The sequence below is a fragment of the Neoroseomonas alkaliterrae genome (genome assembly GCF_014199195.1).
Lineage (GTDB): Bacteria > Pseudomonadota > Alphaproteobacteria > Acetobacterales > Acetobacteraceae > Neoroseomonas > Neoroseomonas alkaliterrae.
The window spans coordinates 477,047-492,182 of record NZ_JACIJE010000002.1; the positions used below are offsets into that span (position 1 = coordinate 477,047).

General features: G+C 72.4%; 15 protein-coding genes and 1 other RNA gene. 8 read left to right on the forward strand and 8 right to left on the reverse strand.

What is annotated here, in order from left to right; translation table 11 throughout:
* Nucleotides 1-98 precede the first annotated feature (98 nt).
* From FHS88_RS05665 to ssrA, 5 genes are all read right to left on the reverse strand, one after another.
* Nucleotides 99-491 (reverse strand): RidA family protein, encoded by a 393-nt coding sequence (locus tag FHS88_RS05665; protein ID WP_184482165.1) that lies wholly within the window; start codon nt 489-491, stop codon nt 99-101.
* Nucleotides 492-518: 27 nt separating this feature from the next.
* Nucleotides 519-758, reverse strand: a complete 240-nt coding sequence (locus FHS88_RS05670) for a DUF2798 domain-containing protein (protein ID WP_184482167.1) — start codon at nt 756-758, stop codon at nt 519-521.
* On the reverse strand, nt 755-2,422 hold the full coding sequence (locus FHS88_RS05675) for a fumarate hydratase (RefSeq protein ID WP_408902336.1): 1,668 nt from the start codon (nt 2,420-2,422) through the stop codon (nt 755-757). The genes FHS88_RS05670 and FHS88_RS05675 overlap by 4 nt, the downstream gene beginning before the upstream one ends.
* Nucleotides 2,423-2,564: 142 nt before the next feature.
* Complete coding sequence (locus tag FHS88_RS05680) at nt 2,565-3,077, reverse strand: SspB family protein (protein WP_184482169.1); 513 nt, start codon at nt 3,075-3,077, stop codon at nt 2,565-2,567.
* 41 nt (nt 3,078-3,118) lie between these two features.
* Nucleotides 3,119-3,437, reverse strand: a transfer-messenger RNA (tmRNA) gene (ssrA, locus tag FHS88_RS05685).
* Between the two features lie 26 nt (nt 3,438-3,463).
* On the opposite strand from ssrA, the gene thyX reads away from it, so the two are divergent.
* Nucleotides 3,464-4,405 carry an FAD-dependent thymidylate synthase gene (thyX, locus tag FHS88_RS05690; protein ID WP_184482171.1) on the forward strand — a complete coding sequence of 314 codons (942 nt, stop codon included), beginning with the start codon at nt 3,464-3,466 and terminating at the stop codon, nt 4,403-4,405.
* 213 nt (nt 4,406-4,618) lie between these two features.
* Nucleotides 4,619-4,852, forward strand: a complete 234-nt coding sequence (locus tag FHS88_RS05695; protein ID WP_184482173.1) for a hypothetical protein — start codon at nt 4,619-4,621, stop codon at nt 4,850-4,852.
* 146 nt (nt 4,853-4,998) lie between these two features.
* On the opposite strand, the gene FHS88_RS05700 is transcribed toward FHS88_RS05695, so the two are convergent.
* Both FHS88_RS05700 and FHS88_RS05705 read right to left on the reverse strand, forming a co-directional pair.
* Nucleotides 4,999-6,171 carry a glycerate kinase family protein gene (locus tag FHS88_RS05700; protein WP_211842223.1) on the reverse strand — a complete coding sequence of 391 codons (1,173 nt, stop codon included), beginning with the start codon at nt 6,169-6,171 and terminating at the stop codon, nt 4,999-5,001.
* A gap of 89 nt (nt 6,172-6,260) precedes the next feature.
* A complete protein-coding gene (locus tag FHS88_RS05705) occupies nt 6,261-7,367 on the reverse strand; it encodes an Mrp/NBP35 family ATP-binding protein (protein ID WP_184482176.1) in 1,107 nt (368 codons plus the stop codon).
* A 317-nt stretch (nt 7,368-7,684) separates the two neighbouring features.
* Here FHS88_RS05705 and hflK point away from each other — a divergent pair, with 317 nt between their 5' ends.
* The 5 genes from hflK (at nt 7,685) to FHS88_RS05730 (ending at nt 13,270) form a co-directional block, all read left to right on the forward strand.
* Nucleotides 7,685-8,773: an FtsH protease activity modulator HflK gene (hflK, locus tag FHS88_RS05710; RefSeq protein WP_338146423.1), complete on the forward strand. Its 1,089-nt coding sequence runs from the start codon at nt 7,685-7,687 to the stop codon at nt 8,771-8,773.
* Nucleotides 8,770-9,687, forward strand: coding sequence for a protease modulator HflC (hflC, locus tag FHS88_RS05715; RefSeq protein WP_184482180.1), 918 nt, complete (start codon nt 8,770-8,772; stop codon nt 9,685-9,687). Before hflK ends, hflC begins: the two co-directional genes overlap by 4 nt.
* 23 nt (nt 9,688-9,710) lie before the next feature.
* A complete protein-coding gene (locus tag FHS88_RS05720) occupies nt 9,711-9,878 on the forward strand; it encodes a DUF2065 domain-containing protein (protein ID WP_338146424.1) in 168 nt (55 codons plus the stop codon).
* A gap of 91 nt (nt 9,879-9,969) precedes the next feature.
* Entirely contained in the window at nt 9,970-11,484 is a 1,515-nt protein-coding gene (locus tag FHS88_RS05725; RefSeq protein ID WP_246419482.1) for a DegQ family serine endoprotease, read from the forward strand.
* Nucleotides 11,485-11,617: 133 nt separating this feature from the next.
* Entirely contained in the window at nt 11,618-13,270 is a 1,653-nt protein-coding gene (locus FHS88_RS05730) for a DUF6311 domain-containing protein (protein WP_184482184.1), read from the forward strand.
* Here FHS88_RS05730 and serB read toward each other — a convergent pair.
* On the reverse strand, nt 13,240-14,133 hold the full coding sequence (serB, locus tag FHS88_RS05735) for a phosphoserine phosphatase SerB (RefSeq protein WP_184482186.1): 894 nt from the start codon (nt 14,131-14,133) through the stop codon (nt 13,240-13,242). The genes FHS88_RS05730 and serB overlap by 31 nt on opposite strands.
* 23 nt (nt 14,134-14,156) lie before the next feature.
* On the opposite strand from serB, the gene miaA reads away from it, so the two are divergent.
* Entirely contained in the window at nt 14,157-15,122 is a 966-nt protein-coding gene (gene miaA / locus FHS88_RS05740) for a tRNA (adenosine(37)-N6)-dimethylallyltransferase MiaA (protein WP_184482188.1), read from the forward strand.
* The last annotated feature ends 14 nt before the right edge of the window (nt 15,123-15,136 follow it).

The window sequence follows — 15,136 nt, forward strand, 5'->3', positions numbered from 1 at the left end:
CGCGCGATCCGGGGCGACCCTGCCCCGGCAGCGGGGCGGGAAGGGGGCAGTGGTGCTGCTGAGGGTAACGAAATGTTCGCGCGAAGGTTACAGACGCTTCATGCGCGTGGCGCGCGGCGGGCCGTCACCTCGATCTCGATGCGCATGGCATCGGTCTGCAGCCCGGCATGGATCAGGGTCGAGGCGGGCTTCGCGCGGCCGAGATACCGCTTCACCACCGGCCAGCAGGGTTCCCAGTCCTCGCGCCGGGGCACGATGAACAGCACGCGCACCACGTCGTCCAGCGTCGCGCCGGCCTGTTCCAGCGCCGCGGCGATGTTGCGGAAGGCCTGGTCACACTGCGCCACGACATCGGGCGCGATCGTCATGCTCGCGTAGTCGTAGCCGGTGGTCCCGGAGACCCAGATGTCGTCGCCGATGACCACGGCGCGGGAATAGCCGATCTCCTCCTCGAACTTCGAACCCGAGGAAATGCGGCGGCGGTCGGTCATGGCGCGGTCCTCATGCGGTGGCGGGCCTCACGCCGGGGCCACGATGCGCGCGACGAGACGCCGCACGATCGGCAGCACCACGAGCACCGTGGGGAAGGCGATGATCCAGGAGCTGATCCAGGCGATAGGCCAGGCGCCGAGCGCCATGCGCGAGAAGCCGAGCGCCATCACGGTCGAGATGCCCGAGATGATCACGGTCATGATCCCCGAGAGGATGAAGCCCGTGACCGGGAGGAGGTAGCGCGCTGGCAGGCGGCGGTCGCTCATTCCAGGCCTTCGTAGAAGTCGTTGCCCTTGTCGTCGATGACGATGAAGGCGGGGAAGTCCTCGACCTCGATCCGCCATACCGCCTCCATGCCCAGTTCCGGGTATTCCAGCACCTCGACCTTCCTGATGCAGTCCCGCGCGAGGCGTGCCGCGGGACCGCCCACCGAGCCGAGGTAGAACCCACCATATTTCCGGCAGGCGTTCAGCACGGCCTTGGACCGGTTGCCCTTGGCGAGCATCACGAAGGAGCCGCCGGCGGCCTGGAAGGCCTCGACGTAGGAATCCATCCGCCCCGCCGTGGTCGGGCCGAAGGAGCCCGTGGCATAGCCCGCCGGCGTCTTGGCCGGGCCGGCGTAATAGACCGGATGGTCCTTCATGTATTGCGGCAGGCCCTCGCCGCGGTCGAGCCGTTCCTGCAGCTTGGCGTGCGCGATGTCGCGCGCCACCACCATGGTTCCGGTGAGCGAGACGCGCGTCTTGACCGGGTGCTTCGAGAGTTCGGCGCGGATCTCGCTCATGGGCCGGTTGAGGTCGATCTTCACGACCTCGCCGCCAAGGATGTCCTCGGTGTGCTCGGGCAGGTACTGCGCGGGGTCGCGCTCCAGCTCCTCAAGGAACACGCCTTCGGCGGTGATCTTCGCCTTGATCTGCCGGTCGGCCGAGCAGGAGACGCCGATCCCGATCGGCAGGGAAGCGCCATGACGCGCGAGGCGGATCACCCGCACGTCGTGGCAGAAATACTTGCCCCCGAACTGCGCGCCGATGCCGAGATTCTGCGTCAGCTTGTGGATCTCGGCCTCCAGCTCCGGGTCGCGGATGGCGTGGCCGGCCTTGCTGCCCTTCGTGGGCAGCCCGTCGAGCCAGCGGGTGGAGGCGAGCTTGACGGTCTTGAGGTTCATCTCGGCCGAGGTGCCGCCGATCACGATGGCGAGGTGATAGGGCGGGCAGGCTGAGGTGCCGAGCGTCTTGATCTTCTCCTCGAGGAAGGCGAGCAGCTTCGGCTTGTTCAGCACCGCCCGCGTCTGCTGGTAGAGGAAGGTCTTGTTCGCCGATCCGCCGCCCTTGAGGATGTACATCAGGTGCATCTCGTCGGCGTGGTCCTCGCCGGGGGCGGCCATGATGGAGAACTCCACCGGCATGTTGGTGCCGGTGTTCACCTCCTCGAACATGCCGATCGGCGCCATCATGGAGTAGCGCAGGTTCGTCTCGGTGTAGGTGCGCGCGACGCCGCAGGCGATCGCCTCCTCCTCGTCGCCCTCGACCCAGACGCGCTGGCCCTTCTTGCCGAAGACGATGGCGTTGCCGGTGTCCTGGCACATGGGCAGCACGCCGCCCGCCGCGATGTTCGCGTTCTTGAGCAGGTCGAGCGCGACGAAGCGGTCGTTCGCGCTCGCCTCGGGGTCCTTGAGGATGTTCGCGAGCTGCTGCAGGTGGCCCGGGCGCAGCAGGTGCGAGACGTCGCGGCAGGCCTGGAAGGTGAGTTCCGTCAGCGCCTCGGGCCTGACGCGCAGCACGCGCCGGCCATCCACCTCGATGCTCGACACGCCGCCGATGTCGAGCCTGCGGTAGGGAGTCGTGTCCGCGGCGAGCGGGAACATCGGCGAATAGAGGAAGCCCTCGGGGCGGGCGGGCGCGGCGGCGTCGAGGGGCGGGGTCATGCGCATTCTCCGGGCGCGCGGAATGGCGCGCGCGGGGAGGCATCTAGCGCAGGCTGCCGGGGCGCGCCAACCGAGCCAGGCCGGCGCGGACGCCCCAAGCCTGCGTGGGCGCCGAAACGCCGCCCTCACCAGCCGGCGCGAACCGGCGTCAGGCGTCCTTGGCGGGCTTGCGCCGGAAGGCGTCGAGGCTGACGACCTGGGCCGGAGCGGCGGGCGCCTCGCCCGCGGCTTGTGGGGCGGCGTCCTCCGCCGGCGCGTCGTCGAAGACCGGCCGGTCGAGCCCCTGCGCCGGGAAGCGCAGGCCGAAGCGGACATGCGGGTCATGGAACATGGTCAGCGCGCCGAAGGGCACGACCAGGCGCGCCGGAACCCCGCCGAAGAACAGCGTGACCTCGAAGCGCGCGGCCGCACGGTCCACCCGCAGGTCCTCGAACTGGTGCTGCAGGACGATGGTGATCTCCTGCGGATAGCGCGCCTTGAGATGGCCGGGCACGCCCGATCCGGGATGATCGGTGCGGAAGGTGAGGTAGTAGTGGTGCTCGCCCGGCAGCCCATGGGCCGCCGCATGCTCCAGCGCGCGGATCGCGACCTCGCGCAGCGCCTCCTCGGCCCAGGCTTCGTAGGGCAGGAGGCTCTCGGGCGGGGCGGCGTCGTCGCTCATGCGGGGCCACATAGGGCAGGAGGGGCGGGCGTGCCAAGCGAAGTGGGGGGCTTCTGTTGCCCGGTGCCCCCCGGACCGCGCTTACCTATGGTTAGGCAGCGAGCGCCACAGCCTCGCGGCTGTTGTCGTTGGCACTTGTGATTTGGTCCGATGACGGCGGTACCATGCCGGGCAAAAGGCGCATCTTTACCGCGCGCGTCGAGCCTGTTTCGCCCCCATCGGCCGCTGACAAGGCGGGTGATGGTGGAGGCGCCGGGTACCGCCCCCGGGTCCGCAACGCTTATTCCATGCGCCGTTTATCGCCATAGCCACCGAGGTGGCACCGGCAATATAGGCGATGCGCCCAGCCGAATCGAGGGGGGGCGAGTCGGATCGAGGGACATCGCATGGCGCTGACCGCCGAACAGCAGGACGAGATCGCGGCCGCGCGCGCCGCCGAGGGGCGCACGCGCCGGCCGACGGTGGCCGCGCTCGAGGCGCTGCTGTTCGAGGCGATGCCGGTGCTCGACCACGGCTTCGTCCGGGTGGTGGACTACATGGGCGACGATGCCGCCATCGTGCAGGCGGCGCGCGTCTCCTACGGGCGCGGCACGCGCGCGGCGAACGAGGATCGCGGGCTGATCCGCTACCTCATGCGCCACCGCCACTCCACGCCCTTCGAGATGTGCGAGATCAAGTACCATGTGAAGCTGCCGATCTTCGTGGCGCGGCAGTGGATCCGCCACCGCACGGCGAACGTGAACGAGTATTCGGCGCGCTATTCGATCCTCGACCGCGAGTTCTACATCCCCGCGCCGGAGCACCTCGCGGCGCAATCGGCGGTGAACCGCCAGGGCCGGGGGGACATCCTGGACGGGCCCGAGGCCGCGCGCGTGCTCGACCTGCTGCGCGAGGACGCGGCGCGCAACTACGACCACTACCTCGAGATGCTGAACGAGGAGGAGGACGGCACGCCCCGCGACCCGTCCCGGCAGGGGCTGGCGCGGGAACTGGCGCGCATGAACCTCACCCTCAACGCCTACACGCAGTGGTACTGGAAGACGGACCTGCACAACCTCCTGCACTTCCTCTCCCTGCGCGCGGACGCGCACGCCCAGTACGAGATCCGCGCCTATGCCGAGGCGATGATGGAGACGGTCAGGGCCTGGGTGCCCATGGCCTTCGAGGCCTTCCGCGACTACCGGCTCGGCGCCGTGACCCTCTCCGCGCAGATGATGGGCATCGTGAAGCGCATGCTGGCCGGCGAGCCGGTCGCGCAGGAGGGGTCGGGCCTGTCCAGGCGCGAGTGGCGCGAGCTGATGGAGATGCTGGGCCGCGATGCAGGCTGATCGCCGCGCCGCGATCCCCCTTTGCCTGGCCGTCGCCGGCCGCCCGAGACCGGCCGGGCACCGCGCCGGCGGCGTTGGCGCGCTTCGTCGTGGCCCGCGACGGCGCGGCGCGGGGCAGCATCCGGGGAATCCCTTCCGCACCGGCATGGCGCTGCGGACGGAGCCGGCCTTCGACGCCCTGACCGGGGCGGCCGGCGCCGCCCTTCCACGGCCATGAGCGGGCGGGCCGCGGCAAAGGCGCCCAAGCCCGCGCGCAGCCGCAAGGTGTCCAGGGGCTGGGTCCGGTTCGGCCCGGGCGCGCGCCGATGGCTCTTCATCGGCGGCTTCACCCTCGCCCTGCTGGTCGGGCTGCCGCTGGCCCATGCGCTGCTCGGCGATGCCGGGGCGATCCTGCTCGGCACCTTCGCCTTCGGCTTCGTCGTCGGGCGGATGACGATGCGCCGCTGAGGCGGGGCCGGATGCGCTTCATGCCCTGCGGACAAAGGATCGCCCTTTCTCCGCAGGGTATCGGGATCTGGTTCCGCGCGCGGCCGCCCCACCAGCCCCGCGCGCCATACCAGCGGGCGAAAGGTCAAACCGTTCGCCCGCTGGTATCAGTGCCGTCGCCGCGCCATCGCGAGGCCCACCAGCACGCCACGCAGCGCCTGTTCCGCGGCGCGCGCGATGTCCTCCGGCGCGCGCGCCATCGCCTCGGGCAACGGCACGGCGCGGCCGAGCGTGCCGAATACGGCATCGATCCCGGCCGCATGGACGGTGCCGACATCCGCGCCGATCGTGCCGGCGAGGGCGATCACCGGCACGCCCTGCGCGCGCGCACGGGCGGCGACGACGCCGGGCACCTTCCCGTCCGGCGTCTGGCCGTCCACGCCGCCTTCCGCCGTGACCACGAGATCCGTCTCCGCGAGTGCCCGGTCGAGGCCGCAGGCGGTGAGCGCGACCTCCTGCCAGGGGCGCAGGCGCGCGCCGAGCAGGGCATGCAGCCCCGCGCCGAGCCCGCCGGATGCCCCGCCGCCGGGCAGACTCGTGAGCCCCCGCACGCCGAGATCCCGCGCCGCGACGGCGGCGAAGGTCTCGAGGCCGCGCTCCAGGAGGGCCACCCCGGCCGGCCCAGCGCCCTTCTGGGGAGCGTAGCGGCGCGCGACGCCCCGCGGTCCGGCCAGCAGCACATGGGTGTTGCAGGCGACCTCAACCTCAAGCCCCGCGAGACGCGAATCACGCGCCGAGGCGTCGATCCGCGCGAGGCGCGCGAGCGCGCCGCCGCCCGGCGGCAGTTCCCGCCCGGCGTCGTCGAGGAACCGGAACCCGAGCGCCTGCGCCATCCCGGCCCCGGCATCGTTGGTGCCGCTGTCCCCGCACCCGACCAGGATGCGTTCGGCGCCCCGGTCGAGTGCGAGGCGGATCAGCACGCCGACGCCGCGCGTCGAGGTGCGCAGCGGGTCGCGCTCGGCGGGCGGGACGAGGCGCAGCCCGGCCGCCGCGGCCATCTCGATCACCGCGGTGCGCGACGCGCCGCCGCCGAGCCATCCGATATGCGCCTCGACCGGCGGGCCGAGCGGGCCAGGAACGGTGACAGGCTCCACGCGGCCGCCGCTGGCGAGCGCGAGGCTGCGCGCGAAGCCCTCCCCGCCATCCACCAGGGGCCGGCTGGCGATGACGGCTTCGGGGCAGGCGCGGCGCAGGCCCGTGACGATCGCCGCCGCGACCTCCGCGGCATGGAGGCATTCCTTGTAGCCCGAAGGCGCGACGAGAACGCGAAGCGGCGACATGGCATCCATCCCGGTTGGCCCGCAGCGGGGCTGCCCCGGATCGGAACGCAGGGCGCGGCGGGATTCTTCCCCCCCGCCTCCGCGCGCCCTCAGTCCTCGATGATCGCGGGCCCGGCGCCGGCCGGCGCGCGTGCCTTCTCCCACACGCGGGCGGCGATGCGGCGATAGGCCGCCGCCTCCTCGCTGTCCGGCTGCGCGGTGACGATCGGCGTGCCGGCGTCAGCGAGTTCGCGGATGGCGAGCTTGAGGGGCAGTTCGCCGAGGAACTCGACGCCGAGGCGCTCGGCCTCCCGCCGCGCGCCGCCATGGCCGAAGAGTTCGGCCCGGTGCCCGCAGTTCGGGCAGCAGAAGAAGGACATGTTCTCGATCACGCCGAGGACGGGGACGTTCACCTTTTCGAACATCCGCACGCCGCGGCGGGCATCGAGCAGCGCGACATCCTGCGGGGTGGAGACGATCACCGCCCCCGCGAGCGGCACGCGCTGCGACATGGTCAGCTGCGCATCGCCCGTGCCCGGCGGCATGTCCACGATCATGATGTCGAGGGCGCCCCACTCGACCTGGCCCATCATCTGCTCGAGCGCGCCCATGACCATCGGGCCGCGCCAGATCATCGGCGTCTCCTCGTCCACCAGGAAGCCGATGGACATCGCCTTCAGCCCCCAGCGCGAGAGCGGCGTGATGCGCTGCCCCGTCGCGCGGGGGCGTTCGCGCGTGCCCAGCATCTGGGGAAGCGAAGGGCCGTAGATGTCGGCATCCAGCAGCCCGACCTTGAGCCCCTGCGCGGCGAGCGCGACGGCGAGGTTGACCGCCGTGGTGGACTTGCCGACGCCGCCCTTGCCGGAGGCGACGGCGACGATGGCCCCGACCTCGGGCAGCAGCATCGGGCCCTGGCCGGAGGGGGCGCGCGCCGCCTGCCGCGGCGTGGCGGGCGCAGGCGCGGCGGGGCGGTGCGCCGTGAGCACGGCCGTGGCGCTCAGCACGCCGGGCACCGCCGCAGCGGCCTTCTGCGCGGCGGCGCGCAGCGGTTCCATCTCGGCCGCGCGCTCGCGCGGCACCACGAGCGAGAACTGCACGTGACCGTCCCGCGTCGCGAGGCCCTGGACCATGCCCGAGGCGACCACATCCATGCCCGTCGCCGGGTCCTTCACCGCCCGGAGAGCGGCGGTCACCGCCTCCGCAAGACCGTCAGCCATTGCTTGAAAAGCCCTCGTCTCTGGACAATATCGCCCTTGCCGGGCGAGGTTCACCGTTCCAACAGGCGGCTAACCCGGCGCCTGACCGGCGTCCATATGGTCGGGCGCCGCTTTCCATGCATCCCCCATGGTCGGCGCCGGGCAGGTTGTCGAGTGCGTCATCGGTTCGAACGGAGGCCGTCGGTCGAATGCCCTGGAACAACAGCGGCGGGAACTCTCCCTGGGGCAATCCCCGTCCGGGCGGGCCATGGGGCTCTCCGCCCCCGCCCGGCGGCGGTGCGGGCGGGCCTGGTGGCCGGGGTCCCGACCTCGACGATATGATCCGCCAGGCGCAGGAGGCGGTGCGCCGCTACCTGCCGCGCGGCGGCGGCAAGGGCTTCGCGCTGCTCGGCCTTGTGCTGGTCGCGGTGTGGGCGGCCTCGGGCTTCTACCGCGTGCAGCCGGACGAGCAGGGCGTGGTGATGCGCTTCGGCGCCTTCGACCGCACCGCGCCGCCGGGCCTGAACTACCACATCCCCTGGCCGGTCGAGAGCGTGACCACGCCGCGCGTCACACGCATCAACCGCGTGGACATCGGCTTCATCGGCGCGCAGGAGGCGCCGACCATGGGCGGGCGGATCCAGCCCGCGCGGGACGTGCTGGCCGAGAGCCTGATGCTCACCGGCGACGAGAATATCATCGACATCGACGTGGCCGTGTTCTGGCGCATCCGCGATGCGGGGGAGTTCCTGTTCAACACGCGCAACCCGGAAAGCACGGTGAAGTCCGCCGCAGAATCCGTGATGCGCGAGGTGATCGGCCGCACGCCCATCCAGCCCGCGCTGACCGAGGCGCGCGCGCAGATCGAGCAGGAGGTGCGCCGCGGCACCCAGGCGATCATGGATCAGTATCGCGCCGGGGTGGAGATCGTGCAGGTCCAGCTCCAGAAGGTTGATCCGCCCGCGCAGGTGATCGACGCCTTCCGCGACGTGCAGCGCGCCAATGCCGACCGCGAGCGCCTGCGCAACGAGGCGGAATCCTTCCGAAACGACATCATCCCCCGCGCGCGCGGCGAGGCCGAGCGGCTGGTGCAGGAGGCGCAGGGCGTGCGCGAAAGCCAGATCGCCCGCGCGCGAGGCGAGGCCGCGCGCTTCCTCTCGGTCCTCACCGCCTACCAGACCGCGCAGGACGTCACGATCCGCCGCATGTACCTCGAGACGATGGAGGAAATCCTGCGCCGCAACCCGATGGTCATCGTGGACGATCGGCTCCAGGGCATTGTGCCCTTCCTGCCGCTGGGCGAAGGTGCCGCGGTCCCGCGGCCCCAGCCGCCCGGCGCAATCCCGTCAACGAGGCCGCCGCCCTTGCCCGCCATGCCGCAGGCGCAGGGCGTCGTCCAGAGCCGCACGCAGGGGGTGCCGCGATGAACCGCTCCGTCATTCTCCTCGCGGCGCTGGGCGTGATCCTGGTGACCGCGGCCTCGACGCTGTTCACGGTGCACCAGACCCAGCAGGTGCTGATCACGCAGTTCGGCCAGCCGATCCGCGTGATCCGCGAGCCCGGCCTGCATGCCAAGATTCCGTTCATCCAGACGGTGATTGCCTTCGACCGGCGGCTGCTCGACTTCGACGCGCCGGGCGAGGAGGTCATCCTGGGCGACCAGCGGCGGCTGATCGTGGACAGCTTCACGCGCTACAGCATCATCGACCCGCTGGTCTTCTACCAGACTGTCGGCGCGACCGAAGGCGGCATCAGGGCCCGCCTGAACTCGATCGTGTCGTCCTCGCTGCGCCGCGTGCTCGGCAACGAGCCGTTGCTGTCCGTGCTCTCCACCGATCGCTCCCGCATCATGGGCGAGATCCAGCGCCAGGTGAACGCGGAGGCGAGGCAGTTCGGCATTGAGGTGGTGGATGTGCGCATCCGCCGTGCCGACCTGCCGGAGGAGAACACCAACGCCATCCTCCAGCGCATGCAGTCCGAGCGCGAGCGCGTGGCGCGCGAGGCCCGCGCCGAAGGTGCCGAGGTGGCGCAGCGCGTGCGCGCCGGCGCCGAGCGCGAGCGCGCCGTGCTGCTCGCCGAAGCCCAGGCGCAGGCCGACGTGCTGCGTGGCCAGGGCGAGCAGGAGGCGATCCGCATCGTCGCCGAGGCCTTCAGCCGCGATGTCGAGTTCTTCCAGTTCTGGCGCTCGATGCAGGCCTATCGCGAGGCCTTCGCGGACGGCAATGCACGGATGGTCATGACACCCGACTCCGAGTTCTTCCGCTTCCTGCGCGACAGCACCGGCCGCAACGGCTCGGGCTCGGCCCCGGCCCCGGCGGCGATGTCTGCGCCGGCGCAGTGACGCTCGGCGGATTGCTCCAGGGCGTGGCGGTCGTCCTCGCCCTGGAGGGACTGGCCTATGCCATCGCGCCGGCGACCATGCGCCGCGCGCTCCTCGCCCTGGCCGCCACGCCCGACCAGGGGCTGCGGATGGGCGGCCTGGCCGCGGCCGTCATCGGCGTCGGCCTCGCCTGGCTGCTGCAAGGCGGCTGATGCCCCCGGCGCCGTTTCGTCGCATGATGGCGCCTTCCTTCCCCGGCGGATGGCGCCACATGCGGTGTCGCTCCCCGTCCGGAACCCTCGCATGAGGTTGCCCACGATGCGCCTTGCCGTCCTTGCCCTTGCCGCCGCCATGGCCGCCCTGCCGCTCGCCCCCGCCGCGGTGGCCCAGCGCGCGCCGGAATCCTTCGCGCCCCTCGCGCGGCAATTGCTGCCTGCGGTGGTGAACATCTCGACGACCCAGGCGGTGCGGCCGCGCGCCGGCCGGCCCGACGCGCCCGACATCCCGCAGGCCCCGCCCGGCAGCCCTTTCGAGGAGTTCTTCCGCGACTTCTTCAATCGCAACCGCCCGGGCCAGGAAGGCGCGCCCCAGCAGCAGCCGCAGCGCCCGCAGCGGCGTCCGCAGTCCCTCGGTTCGGGCTTCATCATCGACGCCCAGCAGGGCATCGTCGTCACCAACAACCACGTCATCGACGGGGCCGACGAGATCAACGTGATCCTCGCGGACAACACGACGATCCGCGCGGAGCTGGTCGGCGCCGACCCACGCACCGACATCGCCGTGCTGCGCATCCGCACCGACCGGCCGCTGACCGCCGTCCCCTGGGGCAATTCCGACGAGGCCGAGGTCGGCGACTGGGTGATCGCCATCGGCAACCCCTTCGGGCTTGGCGGCTCGGTCACGGCGGGCATCGTCTCGGCCCGCGGCCGCGACATCCGCCAGGGCCTCTATGACGACTTCATCCAGACCGACGCGGCGATCAACCGCGGCAATTCCGGCGGCCCGCTGTTCAACATGGCGGGGCAGGTGATCGGCATCAACACGGCGATCTACTCGCCCACCGGCGGCTCGATCGGCATCGGATTCGCCATTCCCTCCAACCTCGCGCAGCGCATCGTCGCCCAGTTGCGCGACGGCGGGCGCGTGCGGCGCGGCTGGCTCGGGGTGAACATCCAGCAGGTCACGGACGAGATCGCCGAGGCGCTCCGGCTGCCTGGCGGGGCGCGCGGCGCCCTCGTCGCGCGGGCGCAGGAGGGCGGGCCCGCGGCCGCCGCCGGCATCCGCAACGGCGACATCATCCTTCGCTTCAACGGCGTCGAGGTGCGCGAGATGCGGAGCCTGCCGCGCATCGTCGCCGACAACCTGGTCGGCGCCCAGGTGCCGGTGGTCGTCTGGCGCGACGGGAAGGAGGAGACGATCACCGTCACGCTCGGCGAACTGCCGGCGGACCAGGCGCAGGCCGCGGCGCCGCAGCAGCCGGCCCAGCCGGAGCGGCCGGTCGAGCTTGCCGGGCTCGGGCTCCGCGTCATGGCCATCACGGAGGAGCTGCGGCAGCGCTTCAATCTCCGCCCCGATCAGCGCGGCGTGGTGATCGTCGAGGTCGCCCCGGACAGCCCGGCGGCCGAGCGCGAACTGCGCCCGGGCGACGTGATCGTCGAGGTCCAGCAGGAGCGCGTGACGACGCCGGCCGAGGTGCAGGAGCGGATCGCGCGGCTCCGACAGCAGAACCGCGGTGTCGCGCTGCTCGCGGTCGAAGGGGCCGGCGGGCAGCGCTTCGTGCCGCTGCGCCTGCGCGGCGAGCGCGGGGCGCCGGGCTGACGCAAGCGCGGGCCACTCCCGGCGGCTTGGGCCGCCGCGTCGTTACCGTGCGGCTTGCGCGGTGCGTTCAGCGCGGCGCGCGGCGGCCGGGCGCGGCGCACACGCGGTGAGCCGGATGCAGGCCTCGCCGCGCATGGCCGAGGTCGCCGGCACGCTGGCCGCGGCGGCTCTCGGGCTCTTCGTGATCCATGTGGCCTTCGGCGCCTTCATCCTGCCGCCGGGCGATACCGGCTGGATGCTCTCCGGTCGGATAGGCCCTGATCCGGTCCAGTACTGGCTGGGCTGGACCGCCTTCGCGCGGGATTCCTGGCGCTGGCCCCCCGGGGCCAATCCGGGCTGGGGCATGGAACTGGCGTCCTCGATCTTCTACTCGGATTCCATTCCCCTCCTGGCCTTCGCCTTCAAGGCGCTGCGGCCCCTGGCCGAGGTCTCACAATACTGGGGCATGTGGATCTACGCCTGCGGCGCGCTGCAGGCGGCGCTTGCGTGGCGCCTGATGGGGCTGGCGACGCGGGATTCGCTCGCCCGGCTCGCCGTGGCCGGGTTGTTCGTGATGCAGCCGCTGCTGCTCGGGCGCCTCGGCGGGCATTTCGCCCTCGGCGGCCAGTTCCTGCTGCTGATCGGGCTCTGGCTCTGCGTGACACCCGGGGAGGGCGGGCGGCGGGTGTTCGCCTGGGGCGCGCTGATGGCCGCCGCGGCGATGATCCAGGCCTATCTGCTGCCGATGGTTGGCGCACTGTGGGCGGCGGACTGGCTGGCGCGCGTGGCCGAGCCGGCGCGGCGCGGCGGCTGGCGGATCGCGGCGGAGGCGCTGCTCGTGCCGGGTGCCGGGATCGCCGGGCTCTGGGCTGCCGGGTTCTTCCTGCTCGGCGGCGGCTTCGGCGGGACCTGGGGCGGCTACGGGAAGATGCAGCTCGACCTCCTGGCACCCTTCGACCCCGGCTATTGGGGCGCGATCCTGCCCGACATCGCGACGGCGGATCATCTCGAGGCCGGGAATTCCTATCCCGGTCTCGGCGCGCTGGTGGTGCTCGCGCTCGGCGCGCTGGCATGGATGCTCGGCCCGCGGGGCGGCTTGCGCCGCCACTGGGCGTTGCTGCTGATCCTCGCCGGACTTCTGCTGCTCGCGGTGACGCATCGCGTGGCGATCGGCGGGCGCGAGTTCGAGGTGCTGCCCCTGCCCGATTGGCTGGTGGCCAAGGCGGATGCGCTGCGCGCCTCGGAGCGCTTCTTCTGGCCGGTGCTCTACGCCGCGCTGTTCGGCGCGGCGGCGGCGCTGGTGCGGCACCTCGGCGGGCGGCGCGCGGGTTTCGTCCTCGCGGGCGCGCTGGCGCTGCAGGTGGTGGACCTGCGGCCCGGCTTCGCCCGGCTGCATCACTATTTCATCGTCCAGCCGCCGACCGTGCCGCTGCGCCTGTCCGACCCCTTCTGGCTCGAAGCCGCGCGGCGCTACGATGCCGTGCGGGTGGTGCCGACCGGGATGCAGGCGCCGAACTGGGAGGAGGTGGCGGTCTATGCCGCCACGCTCCGGCTGCAGACGGATGCGGTCTATCTGGCGCGGCTCGACCCTCGCGCGGTGGAGGCGCTGAACGCCCGCGTCGCCGCGCTGCTCGAACGCGGCGCGCACGAGCCGCGGACCTTCTATGTGCTGGGCGACGAGGCCGCGCTGGCGCGCGCGCGCGCCGGGATGGACCCCGAGCGCGACCTGCTCGGCCGCTTCAACGACCGCTGGGTTCTGGCGCCGGGCTGGCGGGTTCAGCAGGCGGCGAACTCGTCCGCGCGGTAGCCCTGCGCGAAGAGAAGCGCCCGCAGGTCGGCATGGTCCACCCGCGCCCGCGCCGCCGCGGCGACCACCGGCTTGGCGCGGAAGGCCACGCCGAGCCCCGCCGCCTTGATCATGTCGAGGTCGTTGGCGCCGTCGCCCACCGCCAGCGTGGCGTCGAGGCCGATGCCTTCCTCGGCGGCGAGGCGCTTCAGCGTGGCGAGTTTCGCATTGCGCCCGAGGATCGGCTCGGCGACATGGCCGGTGAGGCGGCCATCGGCCTCGAGGAGCGTGTTGGAGTGGTGCTCGTGGAACCCGACCAGCGCGGCGACGCGCCCGGTGAAGAAGGTGAAGCCACCCGAGACGAGGGCGCAGCGCGCGCCATGCGCGCGCATGGTCGCGACCAGTTCGCGCGCGCCGGGCATCAGTTCCGTCTCCTCCCAGGTGCGCTGCATCGCCTCGACCGGCAGGCCGGCGAGCATGCCGACGCGCTCGCGCAGTGCGCCTTCGAAATCCAGTTCGCCGTTCATCGCGCGCCTGGTGATGGCGGCGATGCGGTCCTTGATGCCGGCCTGGGCCGCGAGTTCGTCCAGCGTCTCGGTGGTGACGATGGTGCTGTCCATGTCGGCGATCAGCAGGCGCTTGCGCCGGCCGGCCGAGCGTTGCGCGATCACGTCGATCGCCGCGCCGGGCAGCGCCGCGCGGGCCGCGGCATCCGCCTGCTCGGCCGCGAGGCGGGCGAAGGGCAGGTCGGCCGCTTCCTCCGGGGCCAGCCACTCCGCGGTGCCGGTGGTCGCGCCGAGGGCGGCGAGCGCATCGCGCACCGCGTGCAGGCTCGCGAGCGTGAGGCCGCCCCGCGGGGCGACCAGGGTCAGCACATGGTCCATGCGCGCCGGGGTATGCCCGCGCCATGAGCCGGGATCAACCGCCCGCCCTGCTCGTCGCCGGTCCCACGGCGAGCGGCAAGTCGGCGCTGGCTCTCGCCATCGCCGAACGCGTCGGCGGCACGGTCATCAACGCCGACAGCATGCAGATCTATCGCGAACTGCGGATCATCACCGCGCGTCCGGCGCCGGAGGAGGAGGCGCGCGTGCCGCACCGCCTCTATGGCGTCCGGCCGGCGGCGGAAGCCGCGAGCGTCGCCTGGTGGCGTGGCGAGGCGCTGGGCGAGATGGCCGCGGCCCGCGCGGCAGGCCGGCTGCCGGTGCTCTGCGGCGGGACGGGCCTCTACTTCGCCGCGCTCACCCAAGGGCTGTCCGACATTCCCCCCATTCCGCAGGCGGCGCGGGAGGAGGCGCGGCGCCTGCTCACGCAGGAGGGGCCGGCGGCGCTGCATGCGCGGCTCGCCGAGCACGACCCGGACACGGCGCAGCGGCTGCGGCCCAGCGACAGCCAGCGCATCGCGCGCGCGTGGGAGGTCTGGCGGGGCACCGGGCAGGGCCTATCGGCGTGGCAGGCCCAGGGTGGCACCGGCCCCGCGCCCTGGCGCTTCGCGGCCATCCTGCTCGATCCGCCGCGCGATGCGCTGCGGGCGGCGATCGCGGCGCGCTGGCAGGCGATGCTCGCGGCCGGGGCAATCGAGGAGGTGCGGGCGCTGGCGGCGCAGGGCCTCGACCCCGCCCTGCCGGCGATGCGCGCCCATGGCGTGCCGGAGCTCCTGGCGCACCTCGCCGGAGAAATCAGCCTCGAGGCGGCCTCGCGCCGGGCGATCCTGAACACCGGGCAGTACACCAAGCGGCAGGCGACCTGGTTCCGGCACCATCCCCTGGCCGCTGCGACCCGCATGCATACGATCCATGCGCGATTCGCGCATCAGGCGCAATTTTCGGAAAGAATCCTGGGCGAGGTCTTCACACTTGTTGATCAGATGCGTTGACGCGGTGCAGCAGC

Coding starts and splice junctions, on each gene's coding strand:
- FHS88_RS05675 (WP_408902336.1), bottom strand. CDS start 2,422: ATGCGCATGACCCCGCCCCTCGACGCCGCCGCGCCCGCCCGCCCCGAG.
- hflC (WP_184482180.1), top strand. CDS start 8,770: ATGAACCGCTCCGTCATTCTCCTCGCGGCGCTGGGCGTGATCCTGGTG.
- FHS88_RS05695 (WP_184482173.1), top strand. CDS start 4,619: ATGAGCGGGCGGGCCGCGGCAAAGGCGCCCAAGCCCGCGCGCAGCCGC.
- FHS88_RS05700 (WP_211842223.1), bottom strand. CDS start 6,171: ATGTCGCCGCTTCGCGTTCTCGTCGCGCCTTCGGGCTACAAGGAATGC.
- FHS88_RS05705 (WP_184482176.1), bottom strand. CDS start 7,367: ATGGCTGACGGTCTTGCGGAGGCGGTGACCGCCGCTCTCCGGGCGGTG.
- serB (WP_184482186.1), bottom strand. CDS start 14,133: ATGGACCATGTGCTGACCCTGGTCGCCCCGCGGGGCGGCCTCACGCTC.
- miaA (WP_184482188.1), top strand. CDS start 14,157: ATGAGCCGGGATCAACCGCCCGCCCTGCTCGTCGCCGGTCCCACGGCG.
- FHS88_RS05725 (WP_246419482.1), top strand. CDS start 9,970: ATGAGGTTGCCCACGATGCGCCTTGCCGTCCTTGCCCTTGCCGCCGCC.
- FHS88_RS05670 (WP_184482167.1), bottom strand. CDS start 758: ATGAGCGACCGCCGCCTGCCAGCGCGCTACCTCCTCCCGGTCACGGGC.
- thyX (WP_184482171.1), top strand. CDS start 3,464: ATGGCGCTGACCGCCGAACAGCAGGACGAGATCGCGGCCGCGCGCGCC.
- FHS88_RS05680 (WP_184482169.1), bottom strand. CDS start 3,077: ATGAGCGACGACGCCGCCCCGCCCGAGAGCCTCCTGCCCTACGAAGCC.
- FHS88_RS05730 (WP_184482184.1), top strand. CDS start 11,618: ATGGCCGAGGTCGCCGGCACGCTGGCCGCGGCGGCTCTCGGGCTCTTC.
- hflK (WP_338146423.1), top strand. CDS start 7,685: ATGATCCGCCAGGCGCAGGAGGCGGTGCGCCGCTACCTGCCGCGCGGC.
- FHS88_RS05665 (WP_184482165.1), bottom strand. CDS start 491: ATGACCGACCGCCGCCGCATTTCCTCGGGTTCGAAGTTCGAGGAGGAG.